This is a genomic window from Psychroserpens sp. AS72, assembly GCF_038900375.1.
Classification (GTDB): domain Bacteria; phylum Bacteroidota; class Bacteroidia; order Flavobacteriales; family Flavobacteriaceae; genus Psychroserpens.
Genome location: NZ_JBBMRC010000011.1, coordinates 98,929 through 118,709, shown reverse-complemented (window position 1 = coordinate 118,709; position 19,781 = coordinate 98,929). Strand labels below are relative to the sequence as shown.

At 32.9% G+C, this 19,781-nt stretch carries 13 protein-coding genes; 1 reads left to right on the top strand and 12 read right to left on the bottom strand.

Annotated elements, in window-relative coordinates; translation table 11 throughout:
• Positions 1 to 79 precede the first annotated feature (79 nt).
• A complete protein-coding gene (locus tag WNY78_RS16380) occupies positions 80 to 964 on the top strand; it encodes an MBL fold metallo-hydrolase (RefSeq protein WP_342874300.1) in 885 nt (294 codons plus the stop codon).
• A gap of 23 nt (positions 965 to 987) precedes the next feature.
• Here WNY78_RS16380 and WNY78_RS16375 read toward each other — a convergent pair whose 3' ends face one another.
• The 12 genes from WNY78_RS16375 to WNY78_RS16320 form a co-directional block, all read right to left on the bottom strand.
• A complete protein-coding gene (locus WNY78_RS16375; RefSeq protein ID WP_342874299.1) occupies positions 988 to 1,638 on the bottom strand; it encodes a hypothetical protein in 651 nt (216 codons plus the stop codon).
• A 48-nt stretch (positions 1,639 to 1,686) separates the two neighbouring features.
• Positions 1,687 to 2,181: a hypothetical protein gene (locus tag WNY78_RS16370; RefSeq protein WP_342874298.1), complete on the bottom strand. Its 495-nt coding sequence runs from the start codon at positions 2,179 to 2,181 to the stop codon at positions 1,687 to 1,689.
• 178 nt (positions 2,182 to 2,359) lie between these two features.
• The gene (locus WNY78_RS16365) at positions 2,360 to 4,471 is read right to left on the bottom strand and encodes a gliding motility protein RemB (protein ID WP_342874297.1); all 2,112 of its coding nucleotides are present in this window, start codon (positions 4,469 to 4,471) and stop codon (positions 2,360 to 2,362) included.
• 138 nt (positions 4,472 to 4,609) lie between these two features.
• Positions 4,610 to 5,416 carry an energy transducer TonB gene (locus WNY78_RS16360; protein WP_342874296.1) on the bottom strand — a complete coding sequence of 269 codons (807 nt, stop codon included), beginning with the start codon at positions 5,414 to 5,416 and terminating at the stop codon, positions 4,610 to 4,612.
• A 115-nt stretch (positions 5,417 to 5,531) separates the two neighbouring features.
• Positions 5,532 to 6,257, bottom strand: coding sequence for an energy transducer TonB (locus tag WNY78_RS16355; protein WP_342874295.1), 726 nt, complete (start codon positions 6,255 to 6,257; stop codon positions 5,532 to 5,534).
• 69 nt (positions 6,258 to 6,326) lie between these two features.
• Entirely contained in the window at positions 6,327 to 6,704 is a 378-nt protein-coding gene (locus tag WNY78_RS16350; protein ID WP_342874294.1) for a VanZ family protein, read from the bottom strand.
• Complete coding sequence (gene gcvH / locus WNY78_RS16345) at positions 6,676 to 7,056, bottom strand: glycine cleavage system protein GcvH (RefSeq protein WP_342874293.1); 381 nt, start codon at positions 7,054 to 7,056, stop codon at positions 6,676 to 6,678. The genes WNY78_RS16350 and gcvH overlap by 29 nt, the downstream gene beginning before the upstream one ends.
• Positions 7,057 to 7,114: 58 nt before the next feature.
• Complete coding sequence (gene sprA, locus WNY78_RS16340) at positions 7,115 to 14,608, bottom strand: cell surface protein SprA (RefSeq protein WP_342874292.1); 7,494 nt, start codon at positions 14,606 to 14,608, stop codon at positions 7,115 to 7,117.
• A 4-nt stretch (positions 14,609 to 14,612) separates the two neighbouring features.
• Positions 14,613 to 15,194 carry a Holliday junction branch migration protein RuvA gene (ruvA, locus tag WNY78_RS16335; protein ID WP_342874291.1) on the bottom strand — a complete coding sequence of 194 codons (582 nt, stop codon included), beginning with the start codon at positions 15,192 to 15,194 and terminating at the stop codon, positions 14,613 to 14,615.
• Between the two features lie 123 nt (positions 15,195 to 15,317).
• The gene (locus tag WNY78_RS16330; protein ID WP_342874290.1) at positions 15,318 to 17,600 is read right to left on the bottom strand and encodes an NADP-dependent malic enzyme; all 2,283 of its coding nucleotides are present in this window, start codon (positions 17,598 to 17,600) and stop codon (positions 15,318 to 15,320) included.
• Positions 17,601 to 17,718: 118 nt separating this feature from the next.
• Positions 17,719 to 18,612 (bottom strand): carbohydrate kinase, encoded by an 894-nt coding sequence (locus WNY78_RS16325; RefSeq protein WP_342874289.1) that lies wholly within the window; start codon positions 18,610 to 18,612, stop codon positions 17,719 to 17,721.
• A 35-nt stretch (positions 18,613 to 18,647) separates the two neighbouring features.
• The gene (locus tag WNY78_RS16320; protein ID WP_342874288.1) at positions 18,648 to 19,730 is read right to left on the bottom strand and encodes a hypothetical protein; all 1,083 of its coding nucleotides are present in this window, start codon (positions 19,728 to 19,730) and stop codon (positions 18,648 to 18,650) included.
• Between the last annotated feature and the right edge of the window lie 51 nt (positions 19,731 to 19,781).

Below are 19,781 nucleotides of genomic sequence, written 5' to 3'. Positions count from 1 at the left end.
ACAATTCAAAACATAATTAATTAAAAGCCAATGTAAGTTTAACTATCTTTATAAGACTTTATACTCAAAACGCACAACTATGAAACATTTATCTGCAATCGCATTGATTCTCTTTTTTATCTTCGGAAATCTTGCCAACGCACAACGCTTTGATAAAGTAGAAATTGAAACTATAAAAGTTTCAGATCATGTATTCATGCTTATTGGTGCTGGTGGAAATATTGGAGTTTCTATAGGTGACGATGGAGTTTTTCTAATTGATGACCAATTTGCGCCACTTTCAGAAAAAATACATACAGCAATTAAAGCGTTAAGCGAAAAAGACATCAAATTTTTAGTTAATACGCATCATCATGGTGATCATACAGGCGGAAATGAGAACATGCAAAAACTAGGTGCTACCATTATTGCTCATGATAATGTAAGACAACGTATGGAATCAACTCCAAAGCGTGATGGTTCTTCGGAAGCTAAAGCAGCTTTGCCAATTATCACCTTTAACGATGAGATGAGCTTACATATCAATGGAGAGAAAATTGGAGTTTTTCATGTAGAACACGCACATACCGATGGTGACGCATTGCTATATTTCACAAAAAGTAATGTTTTACATACAGGTGACACTTTTTTTAATGGTCGCTATCCTTATATTGATTTAGACTCAGGAGGCAGTGTTGATGGTTATATTAATGCTGTGAAATTAGGACTTCAACTTATAGATGATGATACTAAAGTGATTCCTGGACATGGGAATTTATCAAATAAAGAAGCGTATCAAACCTTTCTAAAAATGCTAGAGTATTTAAGAACTAAAATTTCCGAAGAGATAAAAGCAGGAAAAACCGAAGACGAGGTTGCAAAAAACGAAGCCATAACCAAAATGTATGACGATTTGGATTATGGCACTGGGTTTATTAACTCTGAAAAGATTAGACGTACTTTTTATTTGAGTTTGAAAAATTAAACATGTTCAAACTCGTATCAAACCTATTTACAAACAGAGTTATACAAATTTATCATTTCAATGAAAGAATCCTTTTCATTACTATAATCTCCTGCATACTGACTTTTAAACGCTTCACATTCTTGTAAGTAAGGAACAATATATTTCTTCATATTCTTCTTACTGTTTATTTTATAATAAGTCCCATCAGGAAGTTTTAAAAAGAACTTGTAAACTCCACCTGGACCACTCATCGTATGAGTAGAGCCAGAAGCTCGTCCAGACACTGTGCCATTATTCATCGTCAAAGGGTTTGGAGCGTTAGAATGAATGGTTGATGTACCTAAATTACCTCCAGGATATCTAACATACACTTTTAATGTTCCATCTACAGTTCGTTCAGTATATCTCACATAACTATCAGGCTTATCGGCTTTTTGAGGAATTTTATCAATTGTAATCTTTTGTCTGTAAAAAGTAGACACATCTGGCACAACTTTGCGACCTTCAATAACAATAGCTTTTCCATTTTTGTCTGTGTATCGTACAGATTTCAGATACCCTTGAGCTGTCGTTCCATATTCTAGGTTACTGCAAAAGGTTGTATCGGCTTCAACTACGAAATAATCTTGTCCATAACATAGTGCACTAGATATTAATAAGACACTTGCAAAGAGTAGTTTTTGTAAATTCATTGTGCTTAGATTTATTGTGTTTTTAATACCTGCAATAACTGTAAGTTACTAGTGATAAGACTTATTATGAGCTAAAGTTTCTCCACAAGTACCACAAGCTACAGCAGATCCAGCGCCTCCAGCATGTCCCTTTGCACATGTGTAATGCCATACTCCAGCAGCATTTTGAGCTGGCTCAGGAGGAGTAGTAGCTGCACTTGTTGAAGGATTAGCAAAAGGGGCAGATGTTGGTGAACTATTTGTGTTTGTATTGGCATGATACGTTGTATTATGCACTAAAGTATTACCACATGTTTCACACTTTGAAGTTAATCCAGCACCTCCTGGACAACCTAGTCTACAGGTATAATGCCAAACACCACTCGCATTTTGAGCAGGCTCTTTAAGTGGAGGAGTTACTTTTGCAGCTTCTGTTGTAGTTGGTTTTTCAGCTTCAACTGTTTTTACAGCTTCTTGTTCTGGTGCTTTTTTGTCTTCATTACAGTTATAAAAAAATAGGACTGTAGTACAAAACAGAATTGGAAGTATTTTAAAGTATTTCATGTGTTTATATTTATTGTTTGTTAATAGTCACATGTTGTTCGCAATTAATCATTCCTTTGGGTGATAATATTTTTAACATGCTCGTTTCTAAATTGGGTTATTTTTCTAAATGTAAACTTACATTAATTTTTATTCAACTTTATATTAATAGGAATATCAATTTCGGAGACTAGTATCCTTAAAAATCATTATACCAATTAAACAAATCTGTTCTCACTCCAACAGTAAACCAAGCTGTACTTGTACTTAATGCTGCAGCAGTATCTGCTTCTGGGTTATAATTTCTAAACGTAATATTGGTAAATAATCTCAAGTTAGTTGCAGGATTGATGATGTAACCACCTCCTAAGTCTGCTTGAAAGACATTTGTTGTATTACCTTGTCCGACGGTTATTCCTGTGTTTGCATTACGATCAACTTCAGTTCTAAAAATATTGCTTCCGTAGTTAAAATTATCAGCACCATCATTGAAATCAAAGCCTCGTTTTCCGAAGATAAATTTAGCATCACCAAACCAGCGTTTATAATTATAACGACCTATAACAATTGCTTCGCTAAAATTCGCTCCCCAAAGATGTGCCATTGGTTGGTTGTTGTGTGCATAATTTAATACAATAGAATTGTGAGAGTATGTGTAAGGTCGTACTCTGTTGTATTCAAATTGCAGCAATAAGTTGTCAACTTTAAAGGCATCAAAATATTTAACACCTAATTGGTAGCCAAACTTATTTCTCCAACTCTTGTTGCCTGCAGTAACATCATTAATCGCAAATTCATCTAAAATGAATTGTGAATAGATATTGACTTTATTATTCCATTTGTACTTAGCTGAGGCTCCTAAAATAGCATTTCCTGCATCTTGTCCTGTAGAAAACTCAATGGCTCTGTAAAAAATAACTGGATTTAAATAATTAATATCAAACCCTCTATTGTTATCATTAGCCCAAAGTACAGATTCAAATAAACCTATGTTTAAACGTTTGGTGACATTCCAACTTAAATAGTGATTTGCCATGTATTTAGTTAAAAATGCACCATCTTCTGTTACTTCTGGCCTTACATCTTTTAACCACATCCAAGTATTGGTATATTTTATTTTCCAGAATTTTGTATTCAACTTTAAAAATGGATAAGGACTTGTTGCATCACCTTGAAATAAAGACCTATAACCTTCACCTATAAAATTCTTTCCATGACCAAATTGAATATTAAGAAATTTTGCTGGAGAATAAGACAAGTAAGCTTCTGCGACAGGATAGTCAAAACCACCATCTTTAAATAATTTTGATAATCCTCTTCCAGGAACAATTGGCTCGTTTCCTTCTGCTCTTATACTTACAGCATATTCATTAAAATATTGAGCAAATCGGCCTTGACTCTCGTAAATTGATGTCGTGAAATTGAATTTTTTACCCAAACCTCCTTGAATGAAAATTCCTCTCGTATTATTATAAGTAGAGCTAAAATCTGCTTCGGTATCTTTACCAACTTGCAAATCAAAAATTGGATCTACTGTAAACCAATAGTCTTTTCCTTGAATTTCTACTAAGTGTTCATTCCATAATTTTCTGCTCCACCAACTGTCGCTGCCTTTTACTAAAGCTTCTTTCTCAGCTTTAAAATCATAATATGCCGAAACTTCATCGTAAGTAAATGGTTTTGCTGCTGTATGACTATTGGTTCCAAGACCATTCATTTCTTGGTCAAATCTCGAATAATAGTTATGTGTAAATGGAATATTTAACTGACTACTATATTCTAGTTTTTCGTATTTAACAATGCTATCAGCAACGTTCTTATATTCATCACTTACATCTGCGTTTAAATCTTCAGGAGTTGATAAATCTATTGTTTTAGCTTTTGCTTGTTGTGTTTGAATTTCCGAAGGATCAACCAAAGGTATTTTTATACCTAATGAATATTGATAAAAGGTTGGTTTCCCGTTATAGGTTCCTGGAGTTACTTTTGGTAAAGAATCAAAAACACGTTTTGTTTCATCTTTGAGCTCATCGTAAACTGCATCTATATACAAAACAGAAATCTCACCTTCTTTATCCACTTCAAAAAGTACTTTGATTTCACCTTTATAACTCTCATCATTGACTATTTCTGGAACTTTAAATTCCTTAAAAATAAACGCATTGATTTTATTATTAAAGCAGACTTTTAATTCGTCTATAGGTTGCGATTCGCACTCAGGAAATACTGGTGATTTTTCAAAATTAGAAACCTCTTGCGCAGTTATAAAACCAAAAGCGAATAATAACACAAGTAAGAAACGATTCTTCATATAGCAAGTACAACATTAATTGCCCGAAAGATACTGTTTTTTTCAAAAAATAAGTAATACCATTTCTTATTAAAAAAACGATCTAAAACTATAGTTAGTTCTAGATCGTTTTATTTTTTTCTTCGGAAATGTAACGTTTTAATTCACTTTAAATACAATTGGAAGATTGTAAAGTACAGATACTGGTTGTTCTCTTTGTAAACCAGGTTCCATTTGAGGTATTTTATTAGTTACACGCGCTGCCTCTTTTTCTAAACTTGGATGTGGTGCTCTGGTTAAGATTTCTGTAACGTTACCGTTTTTATCAATTTTAAACTGAACATTGATACGTTGTGTACCAGACAATCCTAATTCACTAGCTAGATCTGTATCGAATTTTCGTTGAACCAATTTTGTGATTTTTTCGTTCATACATTTGATACGCTCTCCATTGGTTGTCTTTTTCTCACATCCTGGATATACTGGAACGACTTCAACACCAGTAAGATCAAAAGGCGTTTCAATTTTAATATCTTTTCCTGGATCTACTGGATCTTTAAATTTCCTTGGATCCATCGGTTTATCTGTCGTTGGAGGATCTGTTACGATATTTGGTGTTTCAACAACATCAGGTGTATCATTATCTACAATTTTCGGATCATTAATTAAACGCTTTTCCTTTGGTCTCTTAATTGGATCTGCTTTTGGAGGCACATTAGGTTCAACAATAATTGTAGGTATAAAATAAGGGTTGTCATCAAAATCTACAATAACAAAATCTTGCTTAGGTGCTTTGTTTTCAAACTTCATCTCAAATAAGGCATAAGTACCTAAAAGACAAAGAATGAGTCCGATTTGGAAATACAGCGATGAGTTTTTTTGTAAATTTGCATCATGCTTGTGTGATTTTTGCACAATTTTATTGCTCTGACCAGCAATATCGTGCGATTTTTTAAAATCTTTCATAATATTTGATTTATAATGTTAATATTATGTTTAAATCACAATAAGCATACCAAAGTAAAAATCCCATCTAACTAATTAGATGGGATTTTGAAATTTTATGATATGGTATTTATATCTAGTCTTGTACTTGAAATAAAATTGGTAATGAGTAAGGTACATTTACTGGCTTACCTCTTTGCTTACCTGGTTTCATTTTAGGTAATAAGTTGATTACTCGCTTAGCTTCTTTTTCAAGACCTGGATGTGGAGCTCTTGCTTGCACACCAACAATGTTACCAGTTTTATCAATTTTAAAGATCACGTTGATACGTTGTCTTCCTGATAATCCTAATTCACTAGCTAAATCTGTATCAAATTTTTTGTTTACGAATTTGCTAATTTTATCAGACATACATTGCTTTTTAGCATTGTTACCTTTTTCATTTTCGCAACCTGGAAATACTGGTACGTTCTCAATAACATTAAAAGGTACATCTATATCTTCTTCTACTTCTTCAACCTCAATTTCTTCAACCTCAACAATTTCTTCTGTTTGGTCAGTTTCAGTAGATTCAATTACTGTTTCTTCAATTTCTTTTTCATCTTCCACAATTTCAATCTCCTCTGGCACAACTGGTGGTGGAGGTGGTGGTGGTGGTGGAACTATTTTTTGATCTGTAATTGGGATATCCTCTTCTTCAAGAGCATCTAAGTCTAGTTGTCCAATATCAATAACTTCTTTCTCATAAGACCTATAATTAATAGTCAAATAAGTTAGAGCCATCATTAATACCATTCCTACTGCAAAATACAGCGAACTGTTTCTGCTTACATCCGATTTAATATTCTTTTTAGGTTCCATGTGCTTAAAAGGTTTTCTGAATGCTAAATTAACCAAATTTTTGACAAAATAGCAAGCTATTAATTCATTTTAACTTTGTTTATTTCTAAAACTAATAATGAGTGTTGCAAAGACAACACCTAATGCATTAGCTAAAGCATCATAAATATCTAATGTTCTATATGATGTCATAACGTGTTGTAATACCTCAATAATAATGCCATAAACAATGACACTTATAGCTGATATAAGTATGATGTGCTTTCCTTTTTTTTCTCTACAGTAATTATATACTAAAACTGTAAATAAAAAATAAGCTACAAAGTGATAAATCTTATCATCAAAAGAAGAGCCTAAACTAGGAATACCTCCAACATGAGCTAAACTACCAATAGTTAATGCTAAAGCGTATACTATTAAAATAGGCAATGCCCATTTTTTAAGCGCCAATAAGAGCTTTGTAATCATCGGCAGATAATAGATTATCTATTTCTGAAGCATCAGAAAATTTAATTTTAATCATCCAACCGTCACCATAAGGATCTGTGTTTACTTTCTCTGGTTCGTCTTCTAAACTCTCGTTAAACTCAGTTATCTCACCAGATAATGGTAAGAACAAATCTGAAACGGTTTTAACTGCCTCAACGGTACCAAAAACTTCTTCGATATCTAACGTTTCATCTAAAGTTTCTACTTCTACATAAACGATATCACCAAGTTCTCCTTGTGCAAAATCTGTGATTCCTACTGTAGCTGTGTCACCTTCTATTTTGATCCATTCGTGATCTTTGGTGTATTTTAAATCTGATGGTATATTCATGTTCTAATCTAATATTTTGTATTGTTACAAATGTAATTTTTTTAGATATTATTTACTACTAATTTCCAAAATTGTAACGCAAAGTAAATCCTGATCTAATTGTCGTTTGCGGAAATGCCGTTGATATTTCATACTCTGAGAATGTATAATCAAAGTAGAATATTGCCGTCAAGTTTTTAGAGAACGCATAATCTGCTGTATACTTTAAGCCCCAAATAGTTTGACCTTGTGTGATTTGATTATTTTCTATGTCCAAATATCTAATAATGGTTTTATTGTTTCGTACTGAAACATCTGCCTTCATATTTAAATCACTTTTAATCACTTGCTTTGGTCCTGCTAATTTAGAACGTATACGCAAATCTTTGATACGATAACCTAAACCTAATATGTACTCATGACCTTGAATTTCTGTCAATAAGTTATTATCAAAACTCATAGACAAGATTCGGTCTTTTTTCATTTCGGCTAGAATCTTAACTGAATTTTTCATTTCAAAGTCAATTCTGAATAACGGACTAAATTGTTCCTCTAAATTGATGTTACTAAAAATAGTTTGGTTTTTAAAATTTCCCGATTGATCTACAACATCATTAAAATTAGGTTGATCTTCGTAAGCCACTCCTGGTTGCAAATCTCCTGGTTTTAAATCTAAGTTGGTTCTAAATTGATTTATTGTATAACTAGAACGGTAACCATGTGTGATTGAAAAACGCTTAAATCGTTTTTTAAACCACTTCATTTTCATGAAACCTGTATATTTTAATTGCCAATTAGGAATTGGAATATCTCTAAAAGCAGATAAACTAATCTTATCTGGATTTGTGCCTTTATAAGCGGCTAAAAATGATGGTAACAATACAGCCTGACTGTTTTTTCCAAACCCTAAAGGGTAGCCTTCTGCATCCACAGAGAAGTTATCATTACCATAAAACTCTCGTGCTAAACGTCTAGCAACTACTAATCTGTTTGTTCTAAAATCATCAAATGCTGCAGATTGATTTTCGTCACTCTTACTAAATGATGTTTTAATTAAAGCTGTTGAAATATTAAAATTTCCGAAGGAATTAGTAATCAATGGGTTATAATCTAACACACCATCTGATCCCAAGTTACCATTGGCGTCTACAAAATCTTCAACTCTAAAGTTTTGAGTCATATTTTCAGAATAGGTACGTCCTCCAGTGATATCTATATTTAAATCTGGAATCAACTCAATATCTGCAGAGATATCTAAAATACGATTTGTTGTCTCACTATATTGTTGGTTGAAATCTGGGAATACGGTTAGCCAACCATTTCTGGCAGCTAAATTTCTAATATCACTTTGACTACCAAAAGTATAACCTAACGTAGGTTTAAATGTGCCTATAAATCCTGGAGTTCTTAAATAACCTGGTAATAATGAACCATTATTTTCGGTATAATTTATTTGAATTCGTTTTACTGCAGTCAATAAATCTATACCAGCATTTAATATTTTAGAGCCTGCTCCTTTTTTAGCTGGTCCGTTTTCTGCAGCAGCAGGAGTTGTAGATTTTCCATCTTTATCTAAAGCACCTGGAGTTGCTCTTTTAGGTGTTCTAGCTCCTCTTGTTTTCTTTTTAGTAAGACCTACATGCTTATACAACGTCTCCATATTAAATGTGGAGTTGATATTATGTGTATTTGCATTTTGAATAGAGTTACCCAAATTGTAAGTTGTAAATGATCCATCTTCATTTTGAATAGGTAGATTAGTATTTAAATCTGACCCTTTTTGCCATTGAAAATCTCCAGTGTATGAATACGTCGCTCTCATAAAACTCAACGTAGGAATCTTATATAATGGGATTTCATAATTAACTTGTAATTGTTGATTTTGAATATTAGGATCACCTAAATCAAAAAAGCCATCCCAAACATCTAAGTCTGGATTTTGTCGTCCATTAATTACATCATCAACAAAATAATTTCTAACAATATTTGTATTTGCAGCAGTGAAGTTTAAACTCAACGCTTTGGTTAAGTTATAATTAATAGCATATTGGGTATTGAAATTATAATTTCTTCGGAATAATTCTTCTAAACCAATATTATCTCCTGTTAAATCTACTTCTCTAAATTTTTGCTTATTAAATTGACGTAAAATATCTGTATTCACCGTAAAACTTGTAGGTACAGGATTAAAATTAAAGTCTTTTAAAATCTTCCAGTATTTTCCTGTAAACAGCGAATCGTTTTTCTTAAATGGTTCAATAGGTTTGGCATCAAAACTGTATGCGTAATTAACTCCAGCTCTAACCTGCTGACTTAAGGCACGCTCAATTTCAAAATCACGACGCTCCTCTTTATTATAAGAATAATTAAATGTCAGGTTTTCTACATCATAAAAACGTGGTTTTGAATCCCCTGTTCTATTTTTTCTTACTCCAATAAAATTGATACTCTTACGTTTGGTATAATTCTCGTTAACTTTTAAGATTGAATCACGATTAGTTGTGTTATCCAACTGCGTTTGTAATTTTATATCTCTATAAAACTCATCATACTCTGGTGTTATAATTTGTTCACCAACAGCGTAATTGAATGGTAATTGAATTCCCCATTTTTTTGGTAGTAACTGACCTAAATTTAAATTAGTGACTACATCGTACTGCTCAACATCTTCTCTACTTCTCTCATTTGGTCTTTGCTCTACAGAACCAAAACCAATAGTACTTTTACGTCCAGTAGCACTTATGTTAGCAAAATCTGCAAAATTAGCATCCACTGCTGCTACAGCAGCCCATCCACCTTCGTTATCTAAATCTGCTAATCGAAGTTCATTAAACCAAATTTCACCACAGGCATCCATTCCACTTTGACCAGAATTTTTAACACCTACCATTAAAACTCTTACATCTCCAAAGTTTGGATTTCCTTTAATACCAATTCTATGCTGACCAGGAACTACTGGTAAAGCAAATTCAGTTGTTGCTGTTAATTCACCACCAATCAAATCATAAAATGTTGGCTCTAAGTTCGCTAGAGAACCATCTGCAATTCCTAATGATTTTACTTGTTCTAATACATCTAGATCAATATTAATCTCATTGACTTCAGGCCAAACAGATTCAGCAGTTGACGTTCCAGTTGAGACTTGTAGAGGTACTTCAATTTGATAATAATTTTGAGTAAAGTCATTACCCATTCTAATAAAACCAATTAAATCACCATCACTAAGCATAGTTGTAGACTCACCTTCATCTGCGTGAATAAACATCCGCAGTTTATTATATTGCCTCATATCTACATTAATATTTTTAAACACACCACGTGAATCTTGTGGTTCTAAATCACAAACCTCTAATTGTAAGGATTGCTCATTTTGTCTAATAATATTATTGTTGTTATTTAATTGCTCTAATACAACTCCTGGTGGTAAGAAATAATTTCCTTCATTTTGCTGAAGACCAACAACACCAACAGTAAAATCTGTAGTATCATTATCATTATTTGCTTCATCATCAAGCGTTAATTTATAACGTCTCCAATCACTACGCACTAAATCTAAAGTCGCAAAACGCATGACTGTTTTTTCTTCAAAATCTTTTAAAAACAAACGAGCAAAACGAACGGATCTAATATCTGAAATACCACCAATTGCTTCAGTAGGTTCAGAAATTGGAATTCTAAATTGGTAGTAAGTGACATCTGCAGTTTGACCATTAGGTAATGTAACTGGCCTTTGTTTTATATCATTAATTTGAGGGTTATTCGCATTTAATGTCGTAGGATCAATTTTTACTTCATATTGAAAATAACTATCAATAGTATTCATTGTATTATCTCTATTGATATCCTCTACATCAGGTTGTACAGTAGAACCTCTATTAGTATCTGTAAATACATCTGGAGAGTTACCTTGTTGACCGTTGTATTTTTTGTAGCGATCAAAAATATCACCTTCAGTATTTAAGTAATAGGTATAATTATCTTTTGATGGATCTGGTCCAAATTGTGCTCCAAATTGTGCTAATTCTTGAGCATCATCATACCCATCATAACCAGCATCTTGATTAGCACGTTCTTCTCCACCAGTAGAGAATGTATAAATTAATGATTGATTTCTAGGTACAACCGTTTGATATGCTGTTACAGGCAATAAAGGCGTTATATCTCCATCTTCTGGCAAACCATTTTCATATTGTTTTTTACCATCTTTTATGACATCTTCGGAAATGTTACCCAAATTAATAAACAGGCTTCCTGGAGAAGAACTCAAAATAGTATTCCCACTATCATCCATAAAAGGATTCATTAACCAAAATTCAATATACTCTACATTAGCTTGTTCAAAATCTGTAGACGTTATTTGTCTTGTAATTCCTGCCCAACTATTATTTGGATCTATAGTATCTCCATCTGCATCTGGATCAAAATTGTATGGACCTCTTTCCGAAGGGTAATACACTAAATCTAAAGTGTTTATCACTGTACTCTGACCTTGAGCAACATCAATTTCTGGAAAAACCTCATCAATAAATACTCGTCTTGTATAAAGGTCAGAAACATCTTCATCACTAATATCACCTGGACGTTGATTACTATAAAAAATAGGGTCAATTGTATACCAGTTTAATAATGCTCTATCAAAACCATTTTGAATACCATTTTCATCTTCACCACCAAAACCTGCATAAACTTTTCCTAAACCTCTTGGTCTACTTGATAAAAACCAAGATTGAGGAGATAATAAATCTATAGCACCTTGAGTTCCCTCAAAATCATCTACATAAGCTGTGGCTTCGTTATCAAAGTCTGTTCCTTTAGGTGCTCCAGGTGCTAAATAAGCAAACTCACCTCTAACTGATAAGTTTGAAGGCGCATCTGTATCAATATTTGGAAGTTTATTAACCAATCTTGTAAAAAATGGCACCTCAGTTGAGTAATTACCATTAAAACCGAATATTGTATTATTAATTGGCTCAGTATTATAGTTTGCTTTTTGTGTGATTGGACGTTCATTAAGGTTTAATAGCGTCGCACCTAATACAAAGTTTTCATTAATTTGATGCTCTACATTTACACCAGTAAAACGTCTTGTTTGCTGTCCAAATACGGCATTATTTTCTACAGAAACATTAATAGGAATATTGGATGATTTTAAAGCTTCATCAATAATATAAACGCGACCAATTTGATAATTAACTGTATAATCTTGACCTTCAACTAATGTTCGTCCACCAGCAGTAACAACCACAGAACCTCTAGGCACATTAAAAGCTCCTAATGGAATCCCATCACCTCCTGAAGACTTATAACGTCCTTTTATTTGAAATTTATTTTTCTCAGCTTCATCTAAAGCCGCAGTTTTTGTTTGCTTATAGAGTATATCGTAAACGTATTTAAGTTGGTTTAAGTTATATGGATCTGGACCAGCATCACCTTCGTTATACTCATAATCTGCCTCATTATCAAAATCATTACCATCATCATCAAGAATATCAAAGAGATAACGACCAAAAGGTTCTGCTTTTGTAAATATAATTTTCCCATTTTGTGTCAACACAGTCAAGCCTGGCACAAAATCAAAGAAACCGTCTCCACCTGCTTGTGGATCGTTGTTATAGTTTAATCTATCTAAATGAAATAATCTAATTAAAGGTGTATCTATAATTTCGCCATCATCAGATGTATCAAAAGGTGTATTATTGTCAAATGCAGGGAAAGTTGAACCTTCCACTGGAGAGATATAGTTTAATGGCGAAGCTTCAGTATAAAAAATGTTAAGTCTAAAATCTTCTTTATCTAATTGAAAAGCGCCAGTATCATAGATGTTTTTCATCATCAAATCCCAAATTGGCTGATTGACATCTGTTATTGGACTCTTCAACATTTTAACTATTAAACTTTGTGTAGAACCTTCTTGAACAGTTACGAAACTATCATTAATCCCATCAAAATTGGCATCTGGTCCATTATCGATTGTTCCGTCACCATTAACATCTGCATCACCAGTATCATTAATACCATCACCATCTGTATCTGGTCCATTATCTTCAGTACCATCACCATTAACATCTGAATCAATAGAATCTGGAATCCCATCACTATCTGTATCATTTCCTGATGCTGTTGAATTTACACCATCATTAGCAAATTCACCTACTTGATAGACTTCGCCTCCAATTGTATATTGAAATGCAACTGCAAGGATTTCATCATTAAGTAATCTTTGATTTAACGAAATATATCCTAATTGTTGGCTTAGCTCATAATCTCTTCCTTGTTCTAATTTTCTTGCATTCTCAAGTTTTCCGAAGTCAAAACCTTCATTCGCAGGTGTTAAAATCCCTTGTTCTGCAGTTGTAATATCTCTAACTGCAGACGACAAGAATGAACCTGCACCACCAATATTTGTTGGATCAAAAGCATTATTCTCATTATCTGGAAATTGAGAACCAGCAGCATTTATAAATCCTCCAGGTGGTATTCCTCCATTTAAACCAACAGTTTCAAATTCTCCAATATCTTGTAAGGCAACAACATTTCTAACATTATCTGTTTGATTGCTTCTATTAGTCACCCAAACTTCAATTCTTGTTACCTGTACGTTGTTAGCGATGTACGGATAACGCAGCATAGATTCATCATAAGTATCTCTAAAATATTGTGCTAAGAAATAGTGTCTATTCTCATCATAATCTCTAGCAAAGAATTCAAATTCTTCAACGGTTCCTCCACCTTGAGCAACAACAGATTGTGATTGTGATTTTTGTTCAGAGAAAATTGCTGTGACTCTAGTTTTACCAAATTGTAATTCGGTTTTAACACCAAATAGACTCTGTGCACCTGTAATTAATGAACTATTGAGAGGCATACTTACGTTACCTACTTCAATTTTTCTAACGATATCATCTTCTGTTGGTGTGTATTCTAATTTTGTTAATTGTTGAAAATCAAATGTAGATTCTGTATCATAATTAACAGTTACTTGTAAACGCGTACCTACTTTACCTAATAAACTTAAACTAATACGTTGATCAAAGTCAAATGTAAAATTGCTTCGATTTCTAGGAGAGAATGTTGGATTATCTTGTTTTGTGAATAAAACTCCTAGATCAACTTCTGCAGATCCTTGTGGTATAACTTCAATGGTGTTACCTCCAAAAATAGTTTCAAAAAACCCTGAATTGACATAAAATTCTGGTAAAAGATTTTTTTGCTCATCTTCTGCGCCTTCTTTTTGTCCGGCTGCAGCATCAATTTTTTGTTTGTAATATTTTTGTTGTTGCTCAAGTAAAACGAGTCTTTGAAATTCCGCAGGTGTTAAAATTATTGGATAATTGATATTAAAATTTCCAACTGTTTCTGTATAAATGTATCTATCTGTAATAGGATCATAAGTATATTTTGAAACAATACTTTGTGGATTAGGGATGCTCAATCTACCTAAAGAAAATCCTGTTTTAGTTGAGTCTTGTTCAACAGGGTCTGTTTGTGCATGACTAAAACCGCTAAACAATAATGAAGCAATTACAAAAAGTAGTTGATATGATTTTGAAAAAGTAAAGTTAGTTGTACTCAAATTTCTATAAATTTTTTAACGCTTCTTTAATAATGTTTTCTACTGTTGCATCTGGTTGTTTTGATACAATTTTATCCAAAACACGTTCTGCTTGTTTTTTAGCAAATCCTAAAACTTCTAAAGCAGATAACGCTTCATCTTTATTCGTATTGTTTTTATTAACAGAAACTTCGTCAATATCGTACACTTTAAGTACTTTATCTTTTAAATCTAATATGACTCGTGCTGCTGTTTTGGCTCCAATACCCTTAATAGACTGGATTAGTGCAACATCACCATGTGCAATACCTTCTTTAACTTGTTGTGGTGATAAAGATGACAACATCATTCTTGCCGTATTTGCTCCAATTCCGCTTACAGACAATAATAATTTAAAAATTTCACGTTCTGAAACAGATGAGAAACCAAAAAGTGTATGAGAATCCTCTCTAACAATTAAATGTGTAAATAATTTGAGAGCCTCTTGATCAGGGATTTGAGAAAATGTATGCAATGATATATTTAAAAGATATCCAACACCATTGCAGTCTATGACAACATCTGTTGGGTTCTTCTCTACTAATTTACCTTGAATATGCGTTATCATTACTCAATTGGGTTTGATCCAAATCATGAGATAGCGTTAACTATTTCACAATTAAAATTGAAAACTCAAATGTAATAAAATTATTTGCATTACAAAGGCGATTAGTTTGGTATTACGCTCTGCTTAATTACTAGTTAACTTCGCTTTTTGTTGCGCATCAATTACTGCAATGGCAGTCATATTTACAATTTCATCTACACTAGCATGTAATTGTAAGATATGAACAGGTTTTTTCATACCCATCATAATAGGTCCAATTGAGTCTGCTTTATTGAGTTCCTTTAATAATTTGTAGGTGATATTAGCCGATTCTAAATTAGGAAAAATTAGAGTATTCACCTTATTTCCTGCTAGTTTTGAGAATGGGAAAGTCTCTTCTAGCAAATCTCGATTGAGCGCAAAATCGGTTTGCAATTCACCATCAACAAGTAAATCTGGATGTCTTTTATGTAGATACTCAACAGCTTCTCTAACCTTTACTGCTGTTTGATTTTTAGAAGATCCAAAATTTGAATACGAAATCATTGCCATAACAGGCTCCATACCAAACATTTTAACAACACCTGCAGTCATTTGAGCAATTCTCGTTAAATCTTCTGCTGATGGATTAATATTAATAGACGTATCACTTAAAAACATTGGTCCACGTTGAGTCATCATAACATTAGTAGTTGCTGCCCTTGTAGAACCTGTAGCCAAACCAATAAGCTCTAACATTGGTTTTAATACTAATGGATAACTTCTAGAATATCCAGAAACCAAAGCATCTGCATCACCTATATTTACCATCATTGCAGCATAATAGTTACGCTCTCTCATTATCTTTTCTGCAGAATAAAGCGTTACACCTTTGCGTTTTCGTTGATCCCAATATACTTTTGCATATTGATTTTTTCGTGCTTCTTCTTCGTCAGATTTAGGATCAATAATTTGTATATCTGCATCAAATTCAATCTCTTCCATTAATTTAAGGATTGTTTGACGTCTCCCTAATAATATTGGTATCGCAATCCCTTCATCATGAACAATTTGAGCCGCTTTCAAAACATCCAACTGATCTGCTTCTGCAAAAACCACTCGTTTTGGGTTCATTTTTGCTCTATTTATAAGCAATCTCACAATTTTATTATCAGATCCTAATCGTTCTAAAAGCTCATTTTTATATTTTTCCCAATCCAGAATTGGTTCTGTTGCCACACCACTTTCCATTGCTGCTTTTGCTACTGCTGGAGGAACTTCTGCAATTAATCTTGGGTCAAAAGGTTTTGGTATAATATAATCACGTCCAAAGGTCAAACGTGTTTCGCCATAAGCGATATTGACTTGTTCTGGCACTGGTTCTTTAGCTAAATTTGCTAACGCATGTACAGCTGCCATTTTCATAGCTTCATTTATTTTTGTAGAGCGTACATCAAGAGCACCTCTAAAAATAAACGGAAACCCAAGCACATTATTTACTTGATTAGGATGGTCACTTCGTCCTGTAGCCATAATAATATCCTTACGTGTTGCAATTGCAATATCATATGGGATTTCTGGATCAGGATTTGCCATAGCAAAAACAATAGGATTTTTAGCCATAGCTAAAAGCATATCTGAAGTCACAATATCTGCCTTTGATAAGCCAATAAAGACATCGGCATTTTTCATAGCTTCGAGTAATGTGTCAATTTTTCTATGCGTTGCAAATTCAGCTTTTTCAGTAGTCAAATCATCACGATCATCTCTAATCACACCTTTACTATCACACATGACCATGTTCTCTCGTTTTGCTCCACAGGCTTGATATAATCGAGAACAAGAAATTGCAGCAGCACCTGCTCCACTAATCACAATCTTTACCTCATCTATTTTCTTTCCGGCAATTTCTAAAGCATTTAATAATGCAGCTGCAGAAATAATAGCAGTACCATGTTGATCATCATGCATCACAGGAATATCTAATTCCTCTTTTAGTCGACGTTCTATTTCAAAAGCCTCAGGAGCTTTAATATCTTCAAGATTAATACCACCAAACGTTGGTGCAATCATCTTTACGGTTTGAATAAATTCTTCAATATTTTCAGTACCAACCTCAATATCAAACACATCTATATCTGCGAATATTTTAAAAAGTAAGCCTTTACCTTCCATTACTGGTTTAGATGCTTCTGGACCAATATTACCTAGACCTAAAACAGCTGTTCCGTTCGATATTACAGCAACAAGATTTCCTTTTGCTGTATATTTATAAACGTTCTTTATATCTTTTTCAATCTCTAAACAAGGTTCTGCAACTCCTGGTGAATACGCTAAAGACAAATCTCTTTGTGTAGCATATTTTTTGGTAGGAACAACTTGTATTTTTCCTGGAGTTGGTTTTGCGTGATATACTAAAGCTTCTCTGCGTTTACTTTGCTTGCTCATATTTGCTATGTGAATTAATCAATTTGTAATTATCGTTGGCGACAAACCGAATTACAAATGTAACTCTTTTAGGAGTAACTTAAACTGAGAATTATTTAGTTTTCTTCGGAAATGAACCTTAAGATTTAGAGTCTAAAAAACTCTGGACATCTTTAGTAGTAATCTTCGGATTTGCACCTTCATGTTGTGTTACGATTGCTCCAACAGCACAAGCAATATCAATAGCATTTTGTGGATGTTTATTTTTCAACAAGCCATTTATCAACGTAGCTAAAAAAGAATCTCCAGCTCCTACTGTATCAATGACATTAACCGAATACCCTTCATTATAGTATAAATTCTCATTGTAGAATAAAACAGCTCCATCTTTACCTCTTGTTACGCAAATATGTGCAGTATTTGTTTTATTTGCTATAAACTTAATATTTTGCTCTATAGACCTATGTTGAGATCCTAAACAAATACTTATTTCCTGTAATTCATCATCATTGAATTTAATAAAATTAGCCTGATTCATAAATTCCACTAAAAGTTCAATAGAATAATATGGTGCTCTTAAGTTAACGTCAAATATTTTATAGTTTGCCATTTCAAGTAAACTACTTAAAGTGTTTTTAGAAGTGTTATGTCTTCCTATTAAGCTACCAAAAATAAATGCATCTGATTTTTTTACTAATTCTTTATCTGAATCTGTAATTTCTATTTGATCCCAAGCTCTTGGAAAGCTAATTTCATAAGAAGCTGAACCTTTATCGTCAAGCATCACTTTTACTTCTCCTGTTTTCAATTTTGGATCAGCTTGAACGTTATTAATATTCACACCTTTTTCATCTATAAATTCTAATAGAGAAGATCCTAAATCATCTTTTCCAACCCTACTAATAATAGAAACATTATTGTTTAAAGATTTTAATCTTATGGCAACATTTAAAGGTGCTCCTCCAATTTTTTTATGAGTAGGGAATATGTCCCAAAGCACTTCGCCAAAACAGGCTATTGTCAATTCTTTCATGCATTCAAAATATTTGAATCGGTTAAAAAACTAGTTTATTTTTGATTTAAAAACTCAACTCTAAGTTCATCTAAATAAATATAAAATGTTGGAGCAAACGTGAGCATTAAATTATTACTTGCAGCTTCAGTATAAGGTGCAATACAAAGTAAACGGTTATTTTTAAAATCTGTTTTTAAGATAGTAACACCGAATAGACACTCTTTACTAAGAATTTTATCACCTAGAGATTCCCATGGACCATCAATACATTTTGATGCGTAAACCCTTACTGCTTTATTAATTTCAGAATCTGGTTGATTTTCATATAAACGATTACAGCTTGCGATAACCAGATAGTATTTATCTTGCACATCATCATATACTATTTTTGGAACTTCAATCTGCGTAAATTCACCTATATCTGGAACAGTAACTGGAGGATGAAGTTCTTCAATTTCAAAAAATTCACCTTTAGGTTTTAAAGTGACTCTTGCCATAGCTCCAGTTCTTGGGTGTGTTTTTGCAGCCCAAAATAAGTTTAGTTTCTCATTTTTATCGTAAAAAACAAATGGGTCACGCCAAGATAAGATTGGACCATCTTCTTCACCATTGTTGCTCCCTAAATGATCTACAACATCAATATAATATCCTCTTTCTGTTATACTTTTCCAATCTCGCAAAGGTGAGGATAAAACTTCATCATCTATATGGTTTACAGTATAGCCATCTTCGGAAATTCCTAAAGCAATACTTTGAAGAAAACAATGATTTGAATCTATATTTTCAAGACCAGTATAAGCTACTAATTTTTTGCCATTAGGCATAAGTTTAACACTACCACTCCAAATAGTCTTAAAATTATGTTTTGAAGTGTCCTTTATATTTAAAAAACATCCTTGATCTTTCCAACTAACACCATTATCCACAGAAGTAAAATGTCTTATATGAAAAGGAAAATCATTACGATCGTTGGGATGCAATTCTGTTCCATCTGGTTTTAAACGTGAAACTGCTAAACTATATAAATGAATAGTATCGTCTTCGACATAAGACCAAGCATCCCATATATATAAATGAGGATGTTGAATACCATTTACAAATTTCTTTCCATAAACGTCAGGAATTTGATTAATCATAGCTACTACTCTTTTTGTTAATTAAAAATTGTTAAAATAATATTGGATTTA